The sequence below is a fragment of the Shewanella psychropiezotolerans genome (assembly GCF_007197555.1).
In the GTDB taxonomy this organism is placed as follows: domain Bacteria; phylum Pseudomonadota; class Gammaproteobacteria; order Enterobacterales; family Shewanellaceae; genus Shewanella; species Shewanella psychropiezotolerans.
Genome location: NZ_CP041614.1, coordinates 4,113,125 through 4,126,737, shown reverse-complemented (window position 1 = coordinate 4,126,737; position 13,613 = coordinate 4,113,125). Strand labels below are relative to the sequence as shown.

The 13,613-nt window shown below is 40.9% G+C and carries 16 protein-coding genes and 2 pseudogenes; 10 read left to right on the top strand and 8 right to left on the bottom strand.

What is annotated here, in order from left to right; genetic code table 11:
- Nucleotides 1–318 precede the first annotated feature (318 nt).
- The 3 genes from FM037_RS18330 to FM037_RS18320 all read left to right on the top strand — a co-directional run bounded on the left by FM037_RS18330 (nucleotide 319) and on the right by FM037_RS18320 (nucleotide 2,477).
- The gene (locus FM037_RS18330; protein WP_144047168.1) at nucleotides 319–747 is read left to right on the top strand and encodes a GNAT family N-acetyltransferase; all 429 of its coding nucleotides are present in this window, start codon (nucleotides 319–321) and stop codon (nucleotides 745–747) included.
- A 47-nt stretch (nucleotides 748–794) separates the two neighbouring features.
- Nucleotides 795–1,400, top strand: coding sequence for a DUF998 domain-containing protein (locus FM037_RS18325; protein WP_144047167.1), 606 nt, complete (start codon nucleotides 795–797; stop codon nucleotides 1,398–1,400).
- Nucleotides 1,401–1,535: 135 nt separating this feature from the next.
- The gene (locus tag FM037_RS18320; RefSeq protein WP_144047166.1) at nucleotides 1,536–2,477 is read left to right on the top strand and encodes a bile acid:sodium symporter family protein; all 942 of its coding nucleotides are present in this window, start codon (nucleotides 1,536–1,538) and stop codon (nucleotides 2,475–2,477) included.
- 116 nt (nucleotides 2,478–2,593) lie between these two features.
- On the opposite strand, the gene FM037_RS18315 is transcribed toward FM037_RS18320, so the two are convergent.
- The gene (locus FM037_RS18315; protein ID WP_144047165.1) at nucleotides 2,594–3,142 is read right to left on the bottom strand and encodes a disulfide bond formation protein B; all 549 of its coding nucleotides are present in this window, start codon (nucleotides 3,140–3,142) and stop codon (nucleotides 2,594–2,596) included.
- 10 nt (nucleotides 3,143–3,152) lie between these two features.
- Nucleotides 3,153–3,308, bottom strand: coding sequence for a DUF5993 family protein (locus FM037_RS28590; RefSeq protein WP_185976852.1), 156 nt, complete (start codon nucleotides 3,306–3,308; stop codon nucleotides 3,153–3,155).
- 379 nt (nucleotides 3,309–3,687) lie between these two features.
- Here FM037_RS28590 and FM037_RS18310 point away from each other — a divergent pair, with 379 nt between their 5' ends.
- Nucleotides 3,688–4,599 (top strand): cation diffusion facilitator family transporter, encoded by a 912-nt coding sequence (locus FM037_RS18310; RefSeq protein ID WP_144047164.1) that lies wholly within the window; start codon nucleotides 3,688–3,690, stop codon nucleotides 4,597–4,599.
- Nucleotides 4,600–4,745: 146 nt separating this feature from the next.
- The gene (locus FM037_RS18305; protein ID WP_144047163.1) at nucleotides 4,746–5,105 is read left to right on the top strand and encodes a nuclear transport factor 2 family protein; all 360 of its coding nucleotides are present in this window, start codon (nucleotides 4,746–4,748) and stop codon (nucleotides 5,103–5,105) included.
- A 125-nt stretch (nucleotides 5,106–5,230) separates the two neighbouring features.
- Here FM037_RS18305 and FM037_RS18300 read toward each other — a convergent pair whose 3' ends face one another.
- Entirely contained in the window at nucleotides 5,231–5,803 is a 573-nt protein-coding gene (locus tag FM037_RS18300; RefSeq protein ID WP_229380940.1) for a glycine betaine ABC transporter substrate-binding protein, read from the bottom strand.
- 206 nt (nucleotides 5,804–6,009) lie between these two features.
- Here FM037_RS18300 and FM037_RS18295 point away from each other — a divergent pair, with 206 nt between their 5' ends.
- A complete protein-coding gene (locus FM037_RS18295; protein ID WP_144047162.1) occupies nucleotides 6,010–6,540 on the top strand; it encodes a GNAT family N-acetyltransferase in 531 nt (176 codons plus the stop codon).
- Nucleotides 6,541–6,664: 124 nt separating this feature from the next.
- Here FM037_RS18295 and FM037_RS18290 read toward each other — a convergent pair whose 3' ends face one another.
- Together FM037_RS18290 and FM037_RS18285 are read right to left on the bottom strand one after the other, a co-directional pair.
- On the bottom strand, nucleotides 6,665–7,111 hold the full coding sequence (locus FM037_RS18290; RefSeq protein WP_144047161.1) for a DUF924 family protein: 447 nt from the start codon (nucleotides 7,109–7,111) through the stop codon (nucleotides 6,665–6,667).
- A gap of 310 nt (nucleotides 7,112–7,421) precedes the next feature.
- A complete protein-coding gene (locus FM037_RS18285) occupies nucleotides 7,422–8,177 on the bottom strand; it encodes a putative porin (protein ID WP_077752138.1) in 756 nt (251 codons plus the stop codon).
- Between the two features lie 835 nt (nucleotides 8,178–9,012).
- Between FM037_RS18285 and FM037_RS18280 the strand changes: the two genes are divergently transcribed.
- Nucleotides 9,013–10,005: a catalase family peroxidase gene (locus tag FM037_RS18280; protein ID WP_144047160.1), complete on the top strand. Its 993-nt coding sequence runs from the start codon at nucleotides 9,013–9,015 to the stop codon at nucleotides 10,003–10,005.
- A 235-nt stretch (nucleotides 10,006–10,240) separates the two neighbouring features.
- On the opposite strand, the pseudogene FM037_RS29625 reads toward FM037_RS18280, so the two are convergent.
- From FM037_RS29625 to FM037_RS30465, 3 genes and pseudogenes are all read right to left on the bottom strand, one after another.
- Nucleotides 10,241–10,456, bottom strand: a pseudogene (locus tag FM037_RS29625) (hypothetical protein); the annotation flags it as partial.
- Nucleotides 10,457–10,633: 177 nt separating this feature from the next.
- Nucleotides 10,634–10,759 (bottom strand): annotated as a pseudogene (locus FM037_RS30470) (hypothetical protein); the annotation flags it as partial.
- 262 nt (nucleotides 10,760–11,021) lie between these two features.
- Nucleotides 11,022–11,372 carry a winged helix-turn-helix domain-containing protein gene (locus FM037_RS30465; protein ID WP_194165811.1) on the bottom strand — a complete coding sequence of 117 codons (351 nt, stop codon included), beginning with the start codon at nucleotides 11,370–11,372 and terminating at the stop codon, nucleotides 11,022–11,024.
- Between the two features lie 387 nt (nucleotides 11,373–11,759).
- On the opposite strand from FM037_RS30465, the gene FM037_RS18265 reads away from it, so the two are divergent.
- From FM037_RS18265 to FM037_RS18255, 3 genes are read left to right on the top strand one after another with little or no spacing between them, the layout of a single operon-like run.
- Entirely contained in the window at nucleotides 11,760–12,542 is a 783-nt protein-coding gene (locus FM037_RS18265) for a 1-(5-phosphoribosyl)-5-[(5-phosphoribosylamino)methylideneamino]imidazole-4-carboxamide isomerase (protein WP_144047158.1), read from the top strand.
- Nucleotides 12,523–13,116, top strand: coding sequence for a hypothetical protein (locus tag FM037_RS18260; protein ID WP_144047157.1), 594 nt, complete (start codon nucleotides 12,523–12,525; stop codon nucleotides 13,114–13,116). Before FM037_RS18265 ends, FM037_RS18260 begins: the two co-directional genes overlap by 20 nt.
- A complete protein-coding gene (locus FM037_RS18255; RefSeq protein WP_185976851.1) occupies nucleotides 13,098–13,574 on the top strand; it encodes a hypothetical protein in 477 nt (158 codons plus the stop codon). The genes FM037_RS18260 and FM037_RS18255 overlap by 19 nt, the downstream gene beginning before the upstream one ends.
- Nucleotides 13,575–13,613: the final 39 nt, after the last annotated feature.

Genomic DNA, 13,613 nt, shown 5'->3' with positions numbered 1-13,613 from the left:
TTGGTGTGGACCGTGGCAACATCCTCAGATACTTCATAGAGCATTGAGGGGCAGGCCAAACTCTCTCTAGATACTATTCAGGCTAACTTATTAGAATTAGACTCTGATAAGACACGTATCGTTTCGGCTCAAGTTTATATTATAAATATGGCAGATAAACCTTGAAGGAGATGTGCTGATTGAAGTGACGGTTACCGCAGTCAGGTGTACATAAATTAAACATAATAAATGTCAGTATAAATGGCTATTTAAACTTTTGTTTTAACTGTTATTTTAACTATTATTTTAACTATTATTTTAACGCTGATGAGGTCATTAATGAGTTTTGAGTTTATTCTTGCCACACTAGACGATAGAGCATATCTATTAAATTTGCGTAAATTGACTATGGTTGAGCATCTCGAGAACTCTGGGCAGTTTTTGTCTGATGCAGAGCATGAGATACGCTTAGATGATGCCTATGCCTGTTCACATTTAATCATTTTCAAAGGAAAAATCATTGGCACGTTAAAGTATCAAGAGGATGACTGCAGAGTTGAGATCATGCAGATTCAAATTCACCCTGATTTTCAAGGTCAAGGGTTAGGTAAGAAAGTGATGCAGCAAGTGCTAGTTAAGGCTCGAAATAAGACGGTTGAGCTTACCGTGTTAAAAGATAATCCGGCACTTAAATTATATCAAAGGCTTGGCTTTACCATTACCGGCGAAGATGAGTATGAGTACCATATGCAAGCGACTAAAAAGTAACAGCGAGCATAATCAATGAGAGCTAGCAGTACAAAAGGAGTTGGACATTGTTTGAAATGATAGCGGTGTATTCAGGTTTAATCGCCACGGTTTGGATTTTTGTTGGGGTGTTGATCGCGGCAAGGTGTTATCCAAATTACTCCCATTCAAAACAGTTTTGTAGTGAGTTAGGGGCCTGTGGTAGCCCAACCCAGAAGCTGTCACCTTTAATTAATAATTATCCATTGGGTTTCCTGTTTTGCTTCTTTGGTTGGTACCTAGTCCAGTTAGATGATGTTTCTATTTTGATTAATCTCTCGGGTTGGCTAGTTATCGCTCATGGCATAGGCACTTGGGTCGCGGGTTACTTTCCGATGGACGCCGATCCCTACACTAAAGAACCGACATTTAATTGTAAAGTCCACTCATGGGCTGGGTTTATTATGTTGCTATCACTGTTGATTGCACCGATTCTGGTGGCTATCAGCCCAACAAGTGCACTTATCTCAACAGGATTTCGGGTGTTTTCTATCGTTTCAATGTTGGTGGCCACCTATTACCTTGTTGCGTTAGCTAAAGCGTTTAAAAATCGAGAAAACGCCGGGGGATATCAACGTGTTTCTTATGGCGCGCAGCTGGTATGGTTGAGTGTTTTCTCTGTAGTGCTGGCTTAAAAACAAGCTGCTAGTTGAAAGCGTTATACTGCTCGTTACGCAAATACGCCTAGTAATTGTTGGTTATTTATCCGATGAGTTTATTGCTCATTTAAGAGTGTTTACGAAAATAGACATATGTTTTAAAGAGGTCACATGCTAGAAAATATAAACCGCTTTTTCCCTATCTTTGCACTACTCGGTGCTACAACGGCTTACTTTATGCCCCAGTGGTTTACCGAGCTTAAATTCTTAATTGTGCCTCTGCTGATCATTATCATGCTTTCTATGGGGTTAACCCTTAGCTTAGATGACTTTTCTAGGGCGCTTAAGCAGAAGCGTGCCGTGTTGATGGGGCTAATTCTGCAATTTAGTATCATGCCCACCAGTGCACTGCTTATTAGTTTAGCCTTAGGCTTAGATCGTGACATGGTCATAGGTATGGTGCTGGTGGGTAGCGTGGCTGGTGGCACGGCTTCAAACGTGGTCTGTTATCTGGCAAAAGGCGATGTGGCATTGTCGATCACCATGACCGCACTTTCCACCTTGGCAGGTGTGTTACTCACCCCATTGATTATTAATCTGCTCTTGGGGCAGATGATAGATATTCCACTGTCGGCAATGCTGATAAGCTTGGTCAAAATTGTACTTATGCCAGTGGCTGTTGGTGTGCTAATTAACCACTTTTTCCGCTCTCAGATCGGTAAAATTACGCCAGTACTGCCTCTGGTGTCGATACTGGCCATTGTGATGGCAATCACCATTATAGTGGCATTGAATGCGGGTCAGTTCGATAAGATAGGCCCAATCATATTGGTGGCCGTGGTGTTACATAATGGCCTAGGTTTAGTACTGGGTTATACCTGTTGCCGCTTATTAGGATTCAATCATAAGATCTGCAAGACCATCTCTATCGAGGTCGGCCTGCAAAACTCCGGTCTGGCCACCGCGCTATGCATCAAATTCTTCAGCCCTGCATCGGCGCTACCTGCTGCGATATTCTCTATTTGGCATAACTTGTCTGGTGCTTTGTTAGCAGGATATTGGTCGAGGGAAAAGCAGAAAAGCCTTAAACAGGGTTATGTGGCAGATAAGTAGTGTCCAGAGCAGCATTTACAGAACCAGATTAGCGCTTAGTGTAAGACTCTAGTCGATTGAGGACATAATAAAACGGACAGGGCCAAGGCCGTGTCCGTTTTTTGTTCGAGTCTGGTTTAGTTGAATAGCCAGTACTGAACAGGATCTGCAGGGCATTCGAATGGACCACATTCTGCGAAGGTACTCAATACATTCATCAGAGTGACTAAAAGCACTGCGCCAACAGCAAGCTTACTCAGTAGAGGCATTTTAGACAGACTTTGATGTTTTACCTCTTGATACTGAGAGGAAAACGACAGCATGACACCAGTGCCTAATATGATCACCGAGAACGTGATAAAGGCCCAGGTATAAAAATGATATGAGAGGAATGGATCGCCATAGAAGGGCGTCCCTGGGATGACGTGCAGTGCCACTTGTCTAAGGGCTACAGCAGCGCCAAATAGTGCACCGAATAACATGATGCCGTAGTGTGAGGTTCTCGGACCATAAATGACGTTACAGAGCAGGCCAAACATGACGGCAACAAAACCAACCCTTTGCAGCAAGCACAAGGGGCAGGGGAGTTCTCCGGCAGCAAATTGAGAGTAAAAAGCGAATGCCAGTACTAAAGATATGGCTATGGCGCCAAGCGCATTGAGTTGTCGCGAAAATGATTCAGTCATCTTAAGCCTCCTATAGTAAAATTGAGAGTGTGTCAGTTGCATGGTGTGAGAACCAGTACAGGCTCACCATAAGAGAGACACCAAAGCCATAGAATGCCAAGTTGCGTTTGCCCTGTACCGCTAAAATCATAGCGATAAAGAACAAACAGAATATCAATGCCATCATAATTATTCCCCTAAATTATAATTGGTTACGTGGATATGCTTTTAGAATATATCTTATGTTTATTTACTTAAGCAAGGAGTAAATTAGTCAGAATAATTGGCTCAACATTACTATAAATACACATTTTCAAAAGGAAGTAAGTCTTGAAACACTTGTTGATTATATGTATCAGTAAATGGTGATGATAATCAACATGATAATTGGTTTACTGCTCATAGGTGTTAATTTTTATTGTCATGGATACGATTTAAAAATTTTGAGTGGGGCAATGTAAATTATTCAATAATCTTAAGCTTCCAAGTAACCTAGGCTTGAGTTAGCCAGCATTACATAAACGATGGTATAAGGTATTCTCACATTTTTATTAAGGAATGAATCAATGACACAGGATCACGACCATAACGCAGCGGGACACTCACATGGCTCGGGGAATCAAAGGGCGGTTGGTATCGCAGCGATTCTAACCGGCGGCTTTATGATTGCCGAAGTTATTGGTGGCATTGTGTCAGGATCGCTAGCCTTGATAGCCGATGCGGGTCATATGCTGACGGATTTTGTTGCATTGAGCTTAGCCTGGTTCGCTTTTCATCTCGCTAAACGTCCAGCGTCCTGGCAAGCCACTTATGGTTTCGATCGTTTTTCGGTATTGGCCGCCCTTGTCAATGGCCTGTCTCTTTTCCTGATTGCGGCATGGATCTGTTTTGAAGCCATTAAGCGGCTTAATGAGCCCGTGGAAGTCCTTGGCGGAACTATGCTTTTGATTGCCGTCGGTGGTCTGATTGTTAATATTCTCGCTTTTTGGATCTTGACCCGAGGTGAGAAGGACAACCTGAATATCAAGGCGGCACTCTTACATGTTGCAGGAGATTTACTTGGGTCTGTCGGCGCTATCATTGCGTCCTTAGTCATTATCTATACTGGCTGGACGCCTATAGATCCTATTCTCTCAGTGTTTGTTGCGATCATCATTCTACGTTCAGCCTGGCACGTAGTGCGTGAGAGCGGACATATTCTGCTGGAAGGGGCACCACGGGGTTTCGATCGACGTAAGCTTATTCAGGACTTGGAAGCTGAGCTGTCAGATGTGATTAAGGTGCAACATGTCCATGCATGGTCTATCACTCAAGAGCGGCCTATGATCACCCTCGAAGTTGATGTCAAAGAAGATGCAGACATAGGTCAAGTAAAAATGGCAGTAAAAACCTTGCTGAAAGAGCGCTTTGCAATCGCGCACTCAACCGTTGAAATTAATCAATACAGCCAGAAGCAGGAGGCTGATCTCAAGGATTAAAACCGCAACCATGCTGAATAATGTTTTATGGGATGCTGGCGTTATTTGCTATGTATTTGGTGACAGGCGATAAAGGCAGAGACAGCACAAGATTAGTCGATAACTTCTATAGTTAGATAGTACAAAAAACTATAGGAAAGAAACTAATGAGTTTAGCGGATATAGTGAAAGCAGGTTGGGAAGCCGTTGACACTGGTGATTTTGACACCTTAGTGGCTGATTATGCTGAAAAGATGACATTCATTATGCCGGGGCAAGCCGATGTTTTAGAGGGACGTCAGGCATTTCGCTCAGCTTTGGATGGTCTTGGGGATATTCTCCCACCAGGTTTTGAAATCACTGGTTTGCGTCAAATAGAGGGAGAGAGTGAAGTCGTCTCCATTGTTGAGTGGAAGTCAAATAAAGTGGCAAGCTCTCAGCTTGCGGTCTTGTTCAAGTTCGAAGGGAATAAAATCTTTGAGGAACGATGGTTTGTCGATACTGAGCAATGGAAAGGCACATTTTGAGTTAGCTTCGAATGAAGCTTCGTTCAGAGAGTTTTAATATGTGGAGTATTGTCCTGAGCTTACCGCCGTATCTAAACTCTCTGAACATCAAGGTGGCCATTTAATCGCTCAATCCCTTAACTGTTTCAGCATGACGATTGACTTAACCATGCCTTGGTCACAGTATCTATAGGCTTGCCTTCTCGAGATACTTGGTAATCAAGCGCTGCAATGATTTCATTTGAAAAGCGCAGTGCATCTAGTCGGTCTAATTGTGCCTGAGTAAATAGAGAGGCGCGGTCCTGACGTAGCAAAAGCACGGCTCTGTCTAGGATGCCTAGCAAGCCTTTTGGCTCTGATATTTCACGAATTTGGTAGCTGTGGTGCAAGAATTGCGGCTTCCATAGCGGTACGATAATCCACTCTTTATTGTTTACGGCTGTCTCAAAGGCACTAAAGCAGTCTTCTTCGCTGCCAGTATGGAAAAAGTAACCTGCATCCTTAAGGCCATATGTATCCATTATTTTGGTTGAGAAACGAGTGATCCCCGCACCTGGATTAATGCCTTGAATATCTTTATTCATTCGAGCAATAGCACCGGGTTTGACTAAGTCGCTGACTTGCAAAACCGCATCTTCTGGTACGTAATCAGGCACTCCCCAAAGTGCATAAGGTTCGTAATGCAAACCTAACTCAAGTAAAGGCTCGACGGCAACCATACTGACGACAACAGATCTATTTTGCCTGATTTTAGCTTAGCGAAGTTGTCTTGGTGAGTAGAATAACAAGCTAGTGTGGCTTTATTTGCTGGGTATGATATTTTTCTTGAGTAAGCTGCGATAGTTTTGCTTATAACCGTTTAACTTACTGGTAAGTTAATTAATGGCGCTCTTAAGCCTTCAATATTCAATTTGTGGAGTCAGTAATGGAGCAAATCTTGCTGGAAACTGAGAGACTCATCCTACGCCCATTTGAGTTATCAGATGCCGTTCAAGTTGCCAATTTGGCTGGTGATCCCAAGGTATCAAGTTCAACCATGAATATTCCTTACCCCTATACCTTAGACATGGCAAAGGGGTGGATATCAACCCATGTAGCTAGATGGCAGGATAGCTCAGGATTAATTTATGCCGTAACGGAAAAAGAAACTGATCGATTATTGGGCACGGTCAGTTTGGTACAAATTTTCGGTAAAAAAGCCGAGTTGGGCTATTGGTTTGGTGTGCCTTTTTGGGGACTTGGTTATTGCTCAGAGGCTGTTACAGCACTGATCGACTTCTCTTTTACTAAATTGGGCATAGATCATCTCCATGGAGAACATTTATCAAGCAACCCAGCTTCGGGTAGGGTAATGATAAAAAATGGTATGAAGCCTGTGGCGAGTATAAAGAGAGAGAACCGAGACGGCTTACTGTCCAGTGTTGAGACATATGAAAGAAAATGTCCTCAGATATAGTTCTTACCTAAGTTCATTTTTATGAGTAATTGTTTCTCGTCATTCCGGTAGAGTTGTTGGGCTGGAATCCAGAGGCTTGTGGTGTTGGGATATGTCATTCAAGGTCGTACTTTTATCCAGTCCATTATCCAATGGAGGAAGCTTGTGTAAACCAGGTAAACCACGCTTTTTTCTCATCTTCAGATGCTTGAGATTCCATTCCTTTAAGAAGTAGCAACAATAGCCTATGGTCTTCAGCTTTTGATGAATAAAATAGTGGATCGTAAAAACATCGACGTTGAACTAACTTTAATTGGGAATCAAATCCTTTTCTTATCCCCTCAATACAGAGCAATTTAGCCTCTTCATGTAGCGCTTTATCATTGTCTTTGAGTAAGTAAGCCACAGGACCAAACAGCAAGATCAGTGATAACCTCCCTGGCGGGCATTTATTCCAAGCATTCAATTTTTCCGCCTTAGCAAGCTGAAGGAGATCGAACCATTGCAATTTTACATCATTGGTGAGGGATTCAAGCTCAACTCCATTCCCTTTATCGTATATATCGAACCATTGATTTAGGAAATTATTCACTTTTGTATAACTCCAGTTTGAGCAAGGATTTTATGGTTTTATCGTGTAGCTATTGTTGAGGTAAATATAGAACTTGAATAATTTTGGGCACCAACAATGCTTTTTTGGCCAAAGAAGGCAATTATTTAAAATGATCTTCTCTATAGTGAAGGGGAGATCAATGATGAGCTACTGTCCTAAAGAACAGTTGACGCGATGGTGATCTTCTCTGTGAATCCAAAGGGCATAACGGAATTTAAATAAACGTCATGTGAAAGCCCAGGGCTGATGAACCGCCCTGAGCGCCATATAAGTTTGTATGACTACAGGATTAGAAACGACCTGTGAGTGCGATACCTAAACCCACACCGTCGATATCCCCATTAATGATTTTTGAGACAGCGAAGTTAGCGGAAAAATCATCAGAGATGCGTAACCAATAAGCTGTCCTGATATCGAAATCCCCATCATCCGAATCACGCGTATACCCTGAGCCAACAGACCATGAGTTGGATACGTACCAGTCAGCGCCTAAGGTGTAGTTGTTTTCTGAGTCGGCATGTAGCCAGTTTGCTGATAAATCAATACCAGGCGTGGAGTCTAATTCTAAATAACGACGAATGGTTAATCCGTAACTTTCCTCTGCATTGTCATCTGTGCCATCATCAAAAAAAGCTGAAAATGAGGTGTTATCATTAACATAATAACCCAGTTCAACGCCGTAAGTGTTGAGGTCAACATTGCCGATACTGTTACGTTGGTAGTTTAGGCCCACAAACCAATTGGAATCGAAGACATAAGTGCCATCAACACCGACGGTATCAATATTTTTGTCATCAAAATTAGTATAGAGTGCCCCGATATTAGATTCTTGAGCCAGAAATCCATTGAGTGCGTAAGGGCTGGTGTTTTGTTCTACAGGATTAACATAGTATCGGTAGTTGACGCCTAGAATCCCATCTCCCATTTCATCTGAGTTGGTCAAGTAACCGACACTAGCTTCATGTTGAAAGGCATTATCCTCGGCAGCCATTGCGTTTACACTTAATAGGGCTATCGCCAATGTTGAAGCTGTAAATAATCTCATTCTCTTTCCTTGATATATCACGTTGATAACTGCATAAAGTTAAGCGAATTTAAAGGATTCAGCCTGTTTACAGGCTGAATTTTTAGTCGCCACACAATATGTGGGGGCATAAGGTAAACATAAAACAGCTAGAATGTGAATATAAAAAGTAAATTAAACCAATGTGTTGCAATATTGTTCCCTTTCCCTTTTTGTGGCGCTGTTTGTGTTGAGACGCCTGCAGAGTGGTGTCTGAGTGTAAAGTGCGTGGTAGGTTTTATAGAGGTGTTCTGCGTAAAAGATGCTGGAGTGTTATATATGTTATCTAATTTGGTTTTTGAGCGATAAAACCTGTCGCAATACGGGGTATAATGAGTGGATAAACTCAGAGTTTAAGCGTTTTCTGAGTCCATTTGAGCTTATTCGCTACGCCCCTTTATTTTGATCGACTTCTCTTTTACTAAATGGGTCATTGTTTCTCGTCATTCAGGTAGCGCTTTTGAGCCGGAATCCAGAGGCTTGTGGTGTTGGTATATGTCATTCAAGCTCGTACTTCTATTTAATCTAACGTCTGCCAGGCGCGGGAAATGCACTCTTAGACTTTCATTTGCAGCCCTTAAAAGAACCGCTAATTTCTTTATATCCCGCTCAGTCGTTAGAGAATGGCTTAGCATCTGATTACTCTGTTGGGATTAACTCTGCTTTTTACTTACTTGCTGCGGGTTCGCGTACTCATTGATCTTGTTGTGTTTGCAAAGTGTTAAAAAGGACAGTGCGTCAGCTAATAGTGAAAGATTTACCCCTTCAAGCCGTACTTGTTTCTTGTTAATTATATAACTAAGGGCAGGACAGAATCATGATTTCAAAAAATGTTAATAGCCTCATTAAGGTCAGTATTTTATCTAGCTTATCAATCTTCTCAGCACCATTGTTTGCTACTGAGAAAACCATCCCCGAATTAGTCGATGCCGTTAATGGTACTTTGGATACTGAAAGTCGTGAAGCGGGTAAAAAGGTAAAATTGCGTAACCACGCTAAAGGCTTTTGTACGTCAGGTGTATTTAAACCTTCGCCCAAAATAAATAACGCATTAGCTATACCACTTTTTAATCAAGCAGAAATCGGGGTTATCGCACGTTTCTCCCTCGGAGGAACCAATCCACATGCCTCAGATAAGGGAGCTGGTCGTTTTATGTCACTCAAGATTGATGGCAATAATGAAAGCTTGAATTTTGTGACTACGAATTCGCAAGTCTTTTTTGCGAGTGATCTTGACGATTTTTTTACCTTTCAAACCAAAGTCAAACAAGGGGCCGAAGGTAAGCAATGGCTGATTGATAATAAACCTGATGCGAAAGCATTCTTTGAACATATAGATCAGATGTTACCGAGCTCTAGCTTTGCAAACAGCGCTTACTTTGGTGTTAACAGCTTTCTATTTAATACTTATGATAATCAAATAACGGCAGGGCGTTGGATATTTGAACCTGTTGAGGAGAAAAGTACGCTATCCCAAGTTCAATTAGCTCATCTAACTGATGATTTTTTAAAAGAAGAGTTGTTAACACGTATAAAAGCTAAACCAGCAATGTGGAATGTGTATATTAAATTTGCTGAAGAAGGTGACTCTATAGATGATCCTACTATTCTATGGCCTGAATCTCGCCAACACTTGTTAGTAGGCGAAGTGATTATTAATGGCAGTCGAGATGATGAAGCTGCAACTCTACAATGTGAGAAGAGTATTTTTAATCCAGTACAATTACCTAAGGGAATAGCCCCGTCAGCAGACCCAATATTAAATGCCAGAGCACCAGCCTATATAGAGTCTTTCATTAGGCGTTTATAATTGAAACCGGCCTTGTTTCTAATTCGATTGAACCTTTTACAACTTGTATGATCTGCTCTCCCGATGTGGTGATCGGGAATATCAAAATGGGTCAAGCTAAGGGTAAAATCACCAACTAGTCTCTGTACAACAAGGCCTTGGTCAATCGAAGTTCGTTGACTTTTTTGATTGATGAGCAAGACATTAAATCTTGGTGTTACTCTGAACATCACGGACGCCGTGGTCGTGGGTATATTTACGCTGATGTTGAGGGATCCCCACGAATTTTATAGCCTGCTTGTGGAGTCCTGACTAAATTTAGCAGTGACTTAATTGCTGTTTGCCAATTAGGTTTCAGCAGCTTTAACTTCCGATCCTTGAATGCTCTCAAGCCAATAAATTGGTTTGAGAGCACATTACGATATTTAATTTAGTTAGCTTGGTATTTGTGCTTATCAGCAGCTTTGACGCTGGAGTTATACCAATCGGTATAAAGGTATGATCTAATATGGCTAATGAATTCTAAAAGTTGATTTGCATATGGAAAAGCTTGAAACCACTGATTGTCCATGATCGGCTTCTACCTCATGATTTAGATCGTTAATTTCCTGGTGCTAAAGTGGTGCTGCTGGCATTTGTCTGCTGACCTTCACTCCGTCATGGCGACGGCGTAGGAGGCGGCTTTGTCGGTAGGGATGATGGAAGCACTTGAGTATTTCAAACTCTTACCTAAAAGCCATTTAGCTGCCTTAGCATTACGGCGGGACGATAAATAACAATTGACGGTATGCCTTGCTTATCAACGGCCCGATACCGATCCCGCCATTCCTCTTTCACTTTGATGTCGATTTCATCGACCGTTCAGCTCAATTCCGCTTTGAGCGTTCAATACCTCTCTTATTTGTTTTTTATTTCTGGAGCATCACGTCAGATCCATATTTACAATACTCACGTACCGCCAAAATGGTAATGCCATAGGAACATTGTTGCTACTTAAAGCGTGTCATTAAATAGCTGCCCTAACATAAAAGAGCTGCTTAGATTATTCGACGACCTTTGCAACTGGGCGCTACATTAGTGACGGGTAAAAGCATGTAACCTTTACCTCTCACGGTGATAATTTTAAAATTCAGATTTTTCATCATTTTTCTTAACTCACAAATCACTACGGGTAAACTGGAGCGACTAACTGGAACACTCTCCCACACAAAGCAAACTAAGTCTTCATACAAACATAACTCATTTAATGATTTATACATGAAGCACAAAGCCCTCTTAGCATGTTCACTCAGAGGCAAATAACAGGCGCACACATCCAACTTGTTAAATGCAACGCTCAACTCTACACAATTAGCGCACACTACAGCAGGACATAATATTTGTTGCATACAAACCTCATTTTTTAATCCATATCCAAATAACCTAAAAACACCAACTCGTAACAGGGTAGACACAACGAAGCAACCTAATTAATAACCAGTTCATGCATATTTAAATAGCTATAGTAATACTTTGTCACCTTTCGATTTATTAAATCTTATTAAATCTTATTAAATCTTATTTTTCACCTTCAATTCGTAATTCCAGATGATAATAAATAAAGGCGTCAACAGTTGAGTTTTATAGCAACAGAAAAGGTCTGTAATTATTGTAATTATGTTAATTTTTCATTATTAAAATGAATATATTATCCATTGCCTGTCATTTTGGCGCATTAAATCAAGTCAGTTACTCAATGAAGATGAAATACATAAAAACAACAGTGTGAGATGTTAATGAATAATTTCACGTTATACCCATCGTTAGACATTGTTGGTGGGCAAGCCCTAACTTCACAGTCAGCAATACGAGTGACACAAGGGAAAAGGCAACAAAAAAAAATTATTGGTTCGCCCTTAGATATAGCTAAGTCTTATCAAAATATGGGAGCAAAATGGATACATATTGTCGATTTAGATGCAGCTTCTGGAAAAGGGAATAATGTAAATGAAGTTATAAACTTAATAAAGTCGGTTGGGACTAAAACGCAAATTTGTGGTGGGATCCGTAACGTAGAAACATTAGAAACATTTATTAATGCCGGTTGCGATCGAGTGAACATCGGTTCATTAGCCATTGATAACCCTGAACGATGTAAATTATTACTGGATAAATACGGTGATCGGATAGCAATCGCTTTGGATGTAAAAATACTTGGTTCTGAGCACCGTCTAGCAACCCAAGGGTGGAATAACATCTGCGGTGATCTTTGGCAGATGATAAAGGCACTTGATGCTCATGGTTGTCGCCGATACGTCGTTACGGATATCGACAGAGGCGGCATGATGAACACCCCGAACCTGTCTCTATTAAAAAAAGTCATGTCAGTAACAGACACACCCATAGTTTCAGGTGGAGGAGTCTCTTGCCTGAAAGACATCGAAAATTTAATGGATATTGGTGTCGAAGGTACTGTTCTTGGTCAGGTTCTGCACACTAAAAGTATGTCTTATGAACAATTTAATCGACACTTAACACTGATGCGAGGGAGTGATGAGGATGATTCACCATCTATCTGATATTGGTATTCTAGGTGAGATAAAGCTTACCGACAAAGATGTAAAACTGTCTAATGACTTTTATTTAAAAAAGATGATCACCCCATCCATAGAAGGCATCTTTTCCTCAAGAGGAAAAAGATATTATATGAATTTAACTTTTGATGAGTTAATCAGTGATATATCCAATTACATAAATCAATATGGGAATACCGCTGAGTGTCATCATTCAAGATACATACTTCTGGACTATATATTAAATGGCTTACTTCGCATTGTTGATACTCTCATTATCAACAATGCTAAAGATGAGGTTATCAATCAAGTTATCGATAAAGCCTTAGAAACAGCTAAGTTGATAGTAGATTATTTTCTTGGGAAAACACTTGGTCCGCTAAGCCGTTTATTCTTTGATGTTCCTGATGCCATTAAAAGATTACAACCAAGAGTGTATTTAGAGGGAGATAACCACCTACTATCTTTACTCTTTTCTATGTATACCCCTCTAAAGACGTCTGTGTTGGAATATTGTTTGGGGGCGGGGCCTGTGCTGCGGTTTATGCTGCTTATCATGACGTGCAACTCAATTACGTAAAGCTCTCTTACTATGACGATATCGGTAGAAGTAGCAAGAAACTCTGGGGGCGACAGGTCAATATAGATGCGTCGGTATTATTACTAGATGATAATTGTGGCACCGGAAATACACTACTTTGGGCAAAAGACATTCTCCATGAAAGATATGATATTGATGCGAAAATTGGTGCAGTTGAATTGCATTGGGAAAAACTTCTTCGTGTAAAAGGATATGACCATCAAGATACCGTATTCGATCTTTCACAGTTGGACTATCTATCTCCCTGGACTTTTCGTCATCACAAATTGCTTAATTATTTGGTTAATAGTGACGCTTCCCCTTCAAACCATAAACTGACGACAATAAGAGATTGGGCGAATTATTCGAGAACTATTATTTATCTCCTGTCGGATCTTGGTATTTCTGACATAGGTTTCGAAAGAGCAAAACAATTCTATTTGAACTTAGACCTCTAGTACCGAAAGTCATGTTTCTAGCATTTACCAAAAGGACAC

Bases quoted from the DNA above. Each gene is read 5' to 3' on its own strand.
- FM037_RS18330 (WP_144047168.1), top strand. From the start codon at position 319: ATGAGTTTTGAGTTTATTCTTGCCACACTAGACGATAGAGCATATCTA.
- FM037_RS18320 (WP_144047166.1), top strand. From the start codon at position 1,536: ATGCTAGAAAATATAAACCGCTTTTTCCCTATCTTTGCACTACTCGGT.
- FM037_RS18315 (WP_144047165.1), bottom strand. From the start codon at position 3,142: ATGACTGAATCATTTTCGCGACAACTCAATGCGCTTGGCGCCATAGCC.
- FM037_RS28590 (WP_185976852.1), bottom strand. From the start codon at position 3,308: ATGATGGCATTGATATTCTGTTTGTTCTTTATCGCTATGATTTTAGCG.
- FM037_RS18310 (WP_144047164.1), top strand. From the start codon at position 3,688: ATGACACAGGATCACGACCATAACGCAGCGGGACACTCACATGGCTCG.
- FM037_RS18305 (WP_144047163.1), top strand. From the start codon at position 4,746: ATGAGTTTAGCGGATATAGTGAAAGCAGGTTGGGAAGCCGTTGACACT.
- FM037_RS18300 (WP_229380940.1), bottom strand. From the start codon at position 5,803: ATGGTTGCCGTCGAGCCTTTACTTGAGTTAGGTTTGCATTACGAACCT.
- FM037_RS18295 (WP_144047162.1), top strand. From the start codon at position 6,010: ATGGAGCAAATCTTGCTGGAAACTGAGAGACTCATCCTACGCCCATTT.
- FM037_RS18285 (WP_077752138.1), bottom strand. From the start codon at position 8,177: ATGAGATTATTTACAGCTTCAACATTGGCGATAGCCCTATTAAGTGTA.
- FM037_RS18280 (WP_144047160.1), top strand. From the start codon at position 9,013: ATGATTTCAAAAAATGTTAATAGCCTCATTAAGGTCAGTATTTTATCT.
- FM037_RS30465 (WP_194165811.1), bottom strand. From the start codon at position 11,372: ATGCAACAAATATTATGTCCTGCTGTAGTGTGCGCTAATTGTGTAGAG.
- FM037_RS18265 (WP_144047158.1), top strand. From the start codon at position 11,760: ATGAATAATTTCACGTTATACCCATCGTTAGACATTGTTGGTGGGCAA.
- FM037_RS18260 (WP_144047157.1), top strand. From the start codon at position 12,523: ATGATTCACCATCTATCTGATATTGGTATTCTAGGTGAGATAAAGCTT.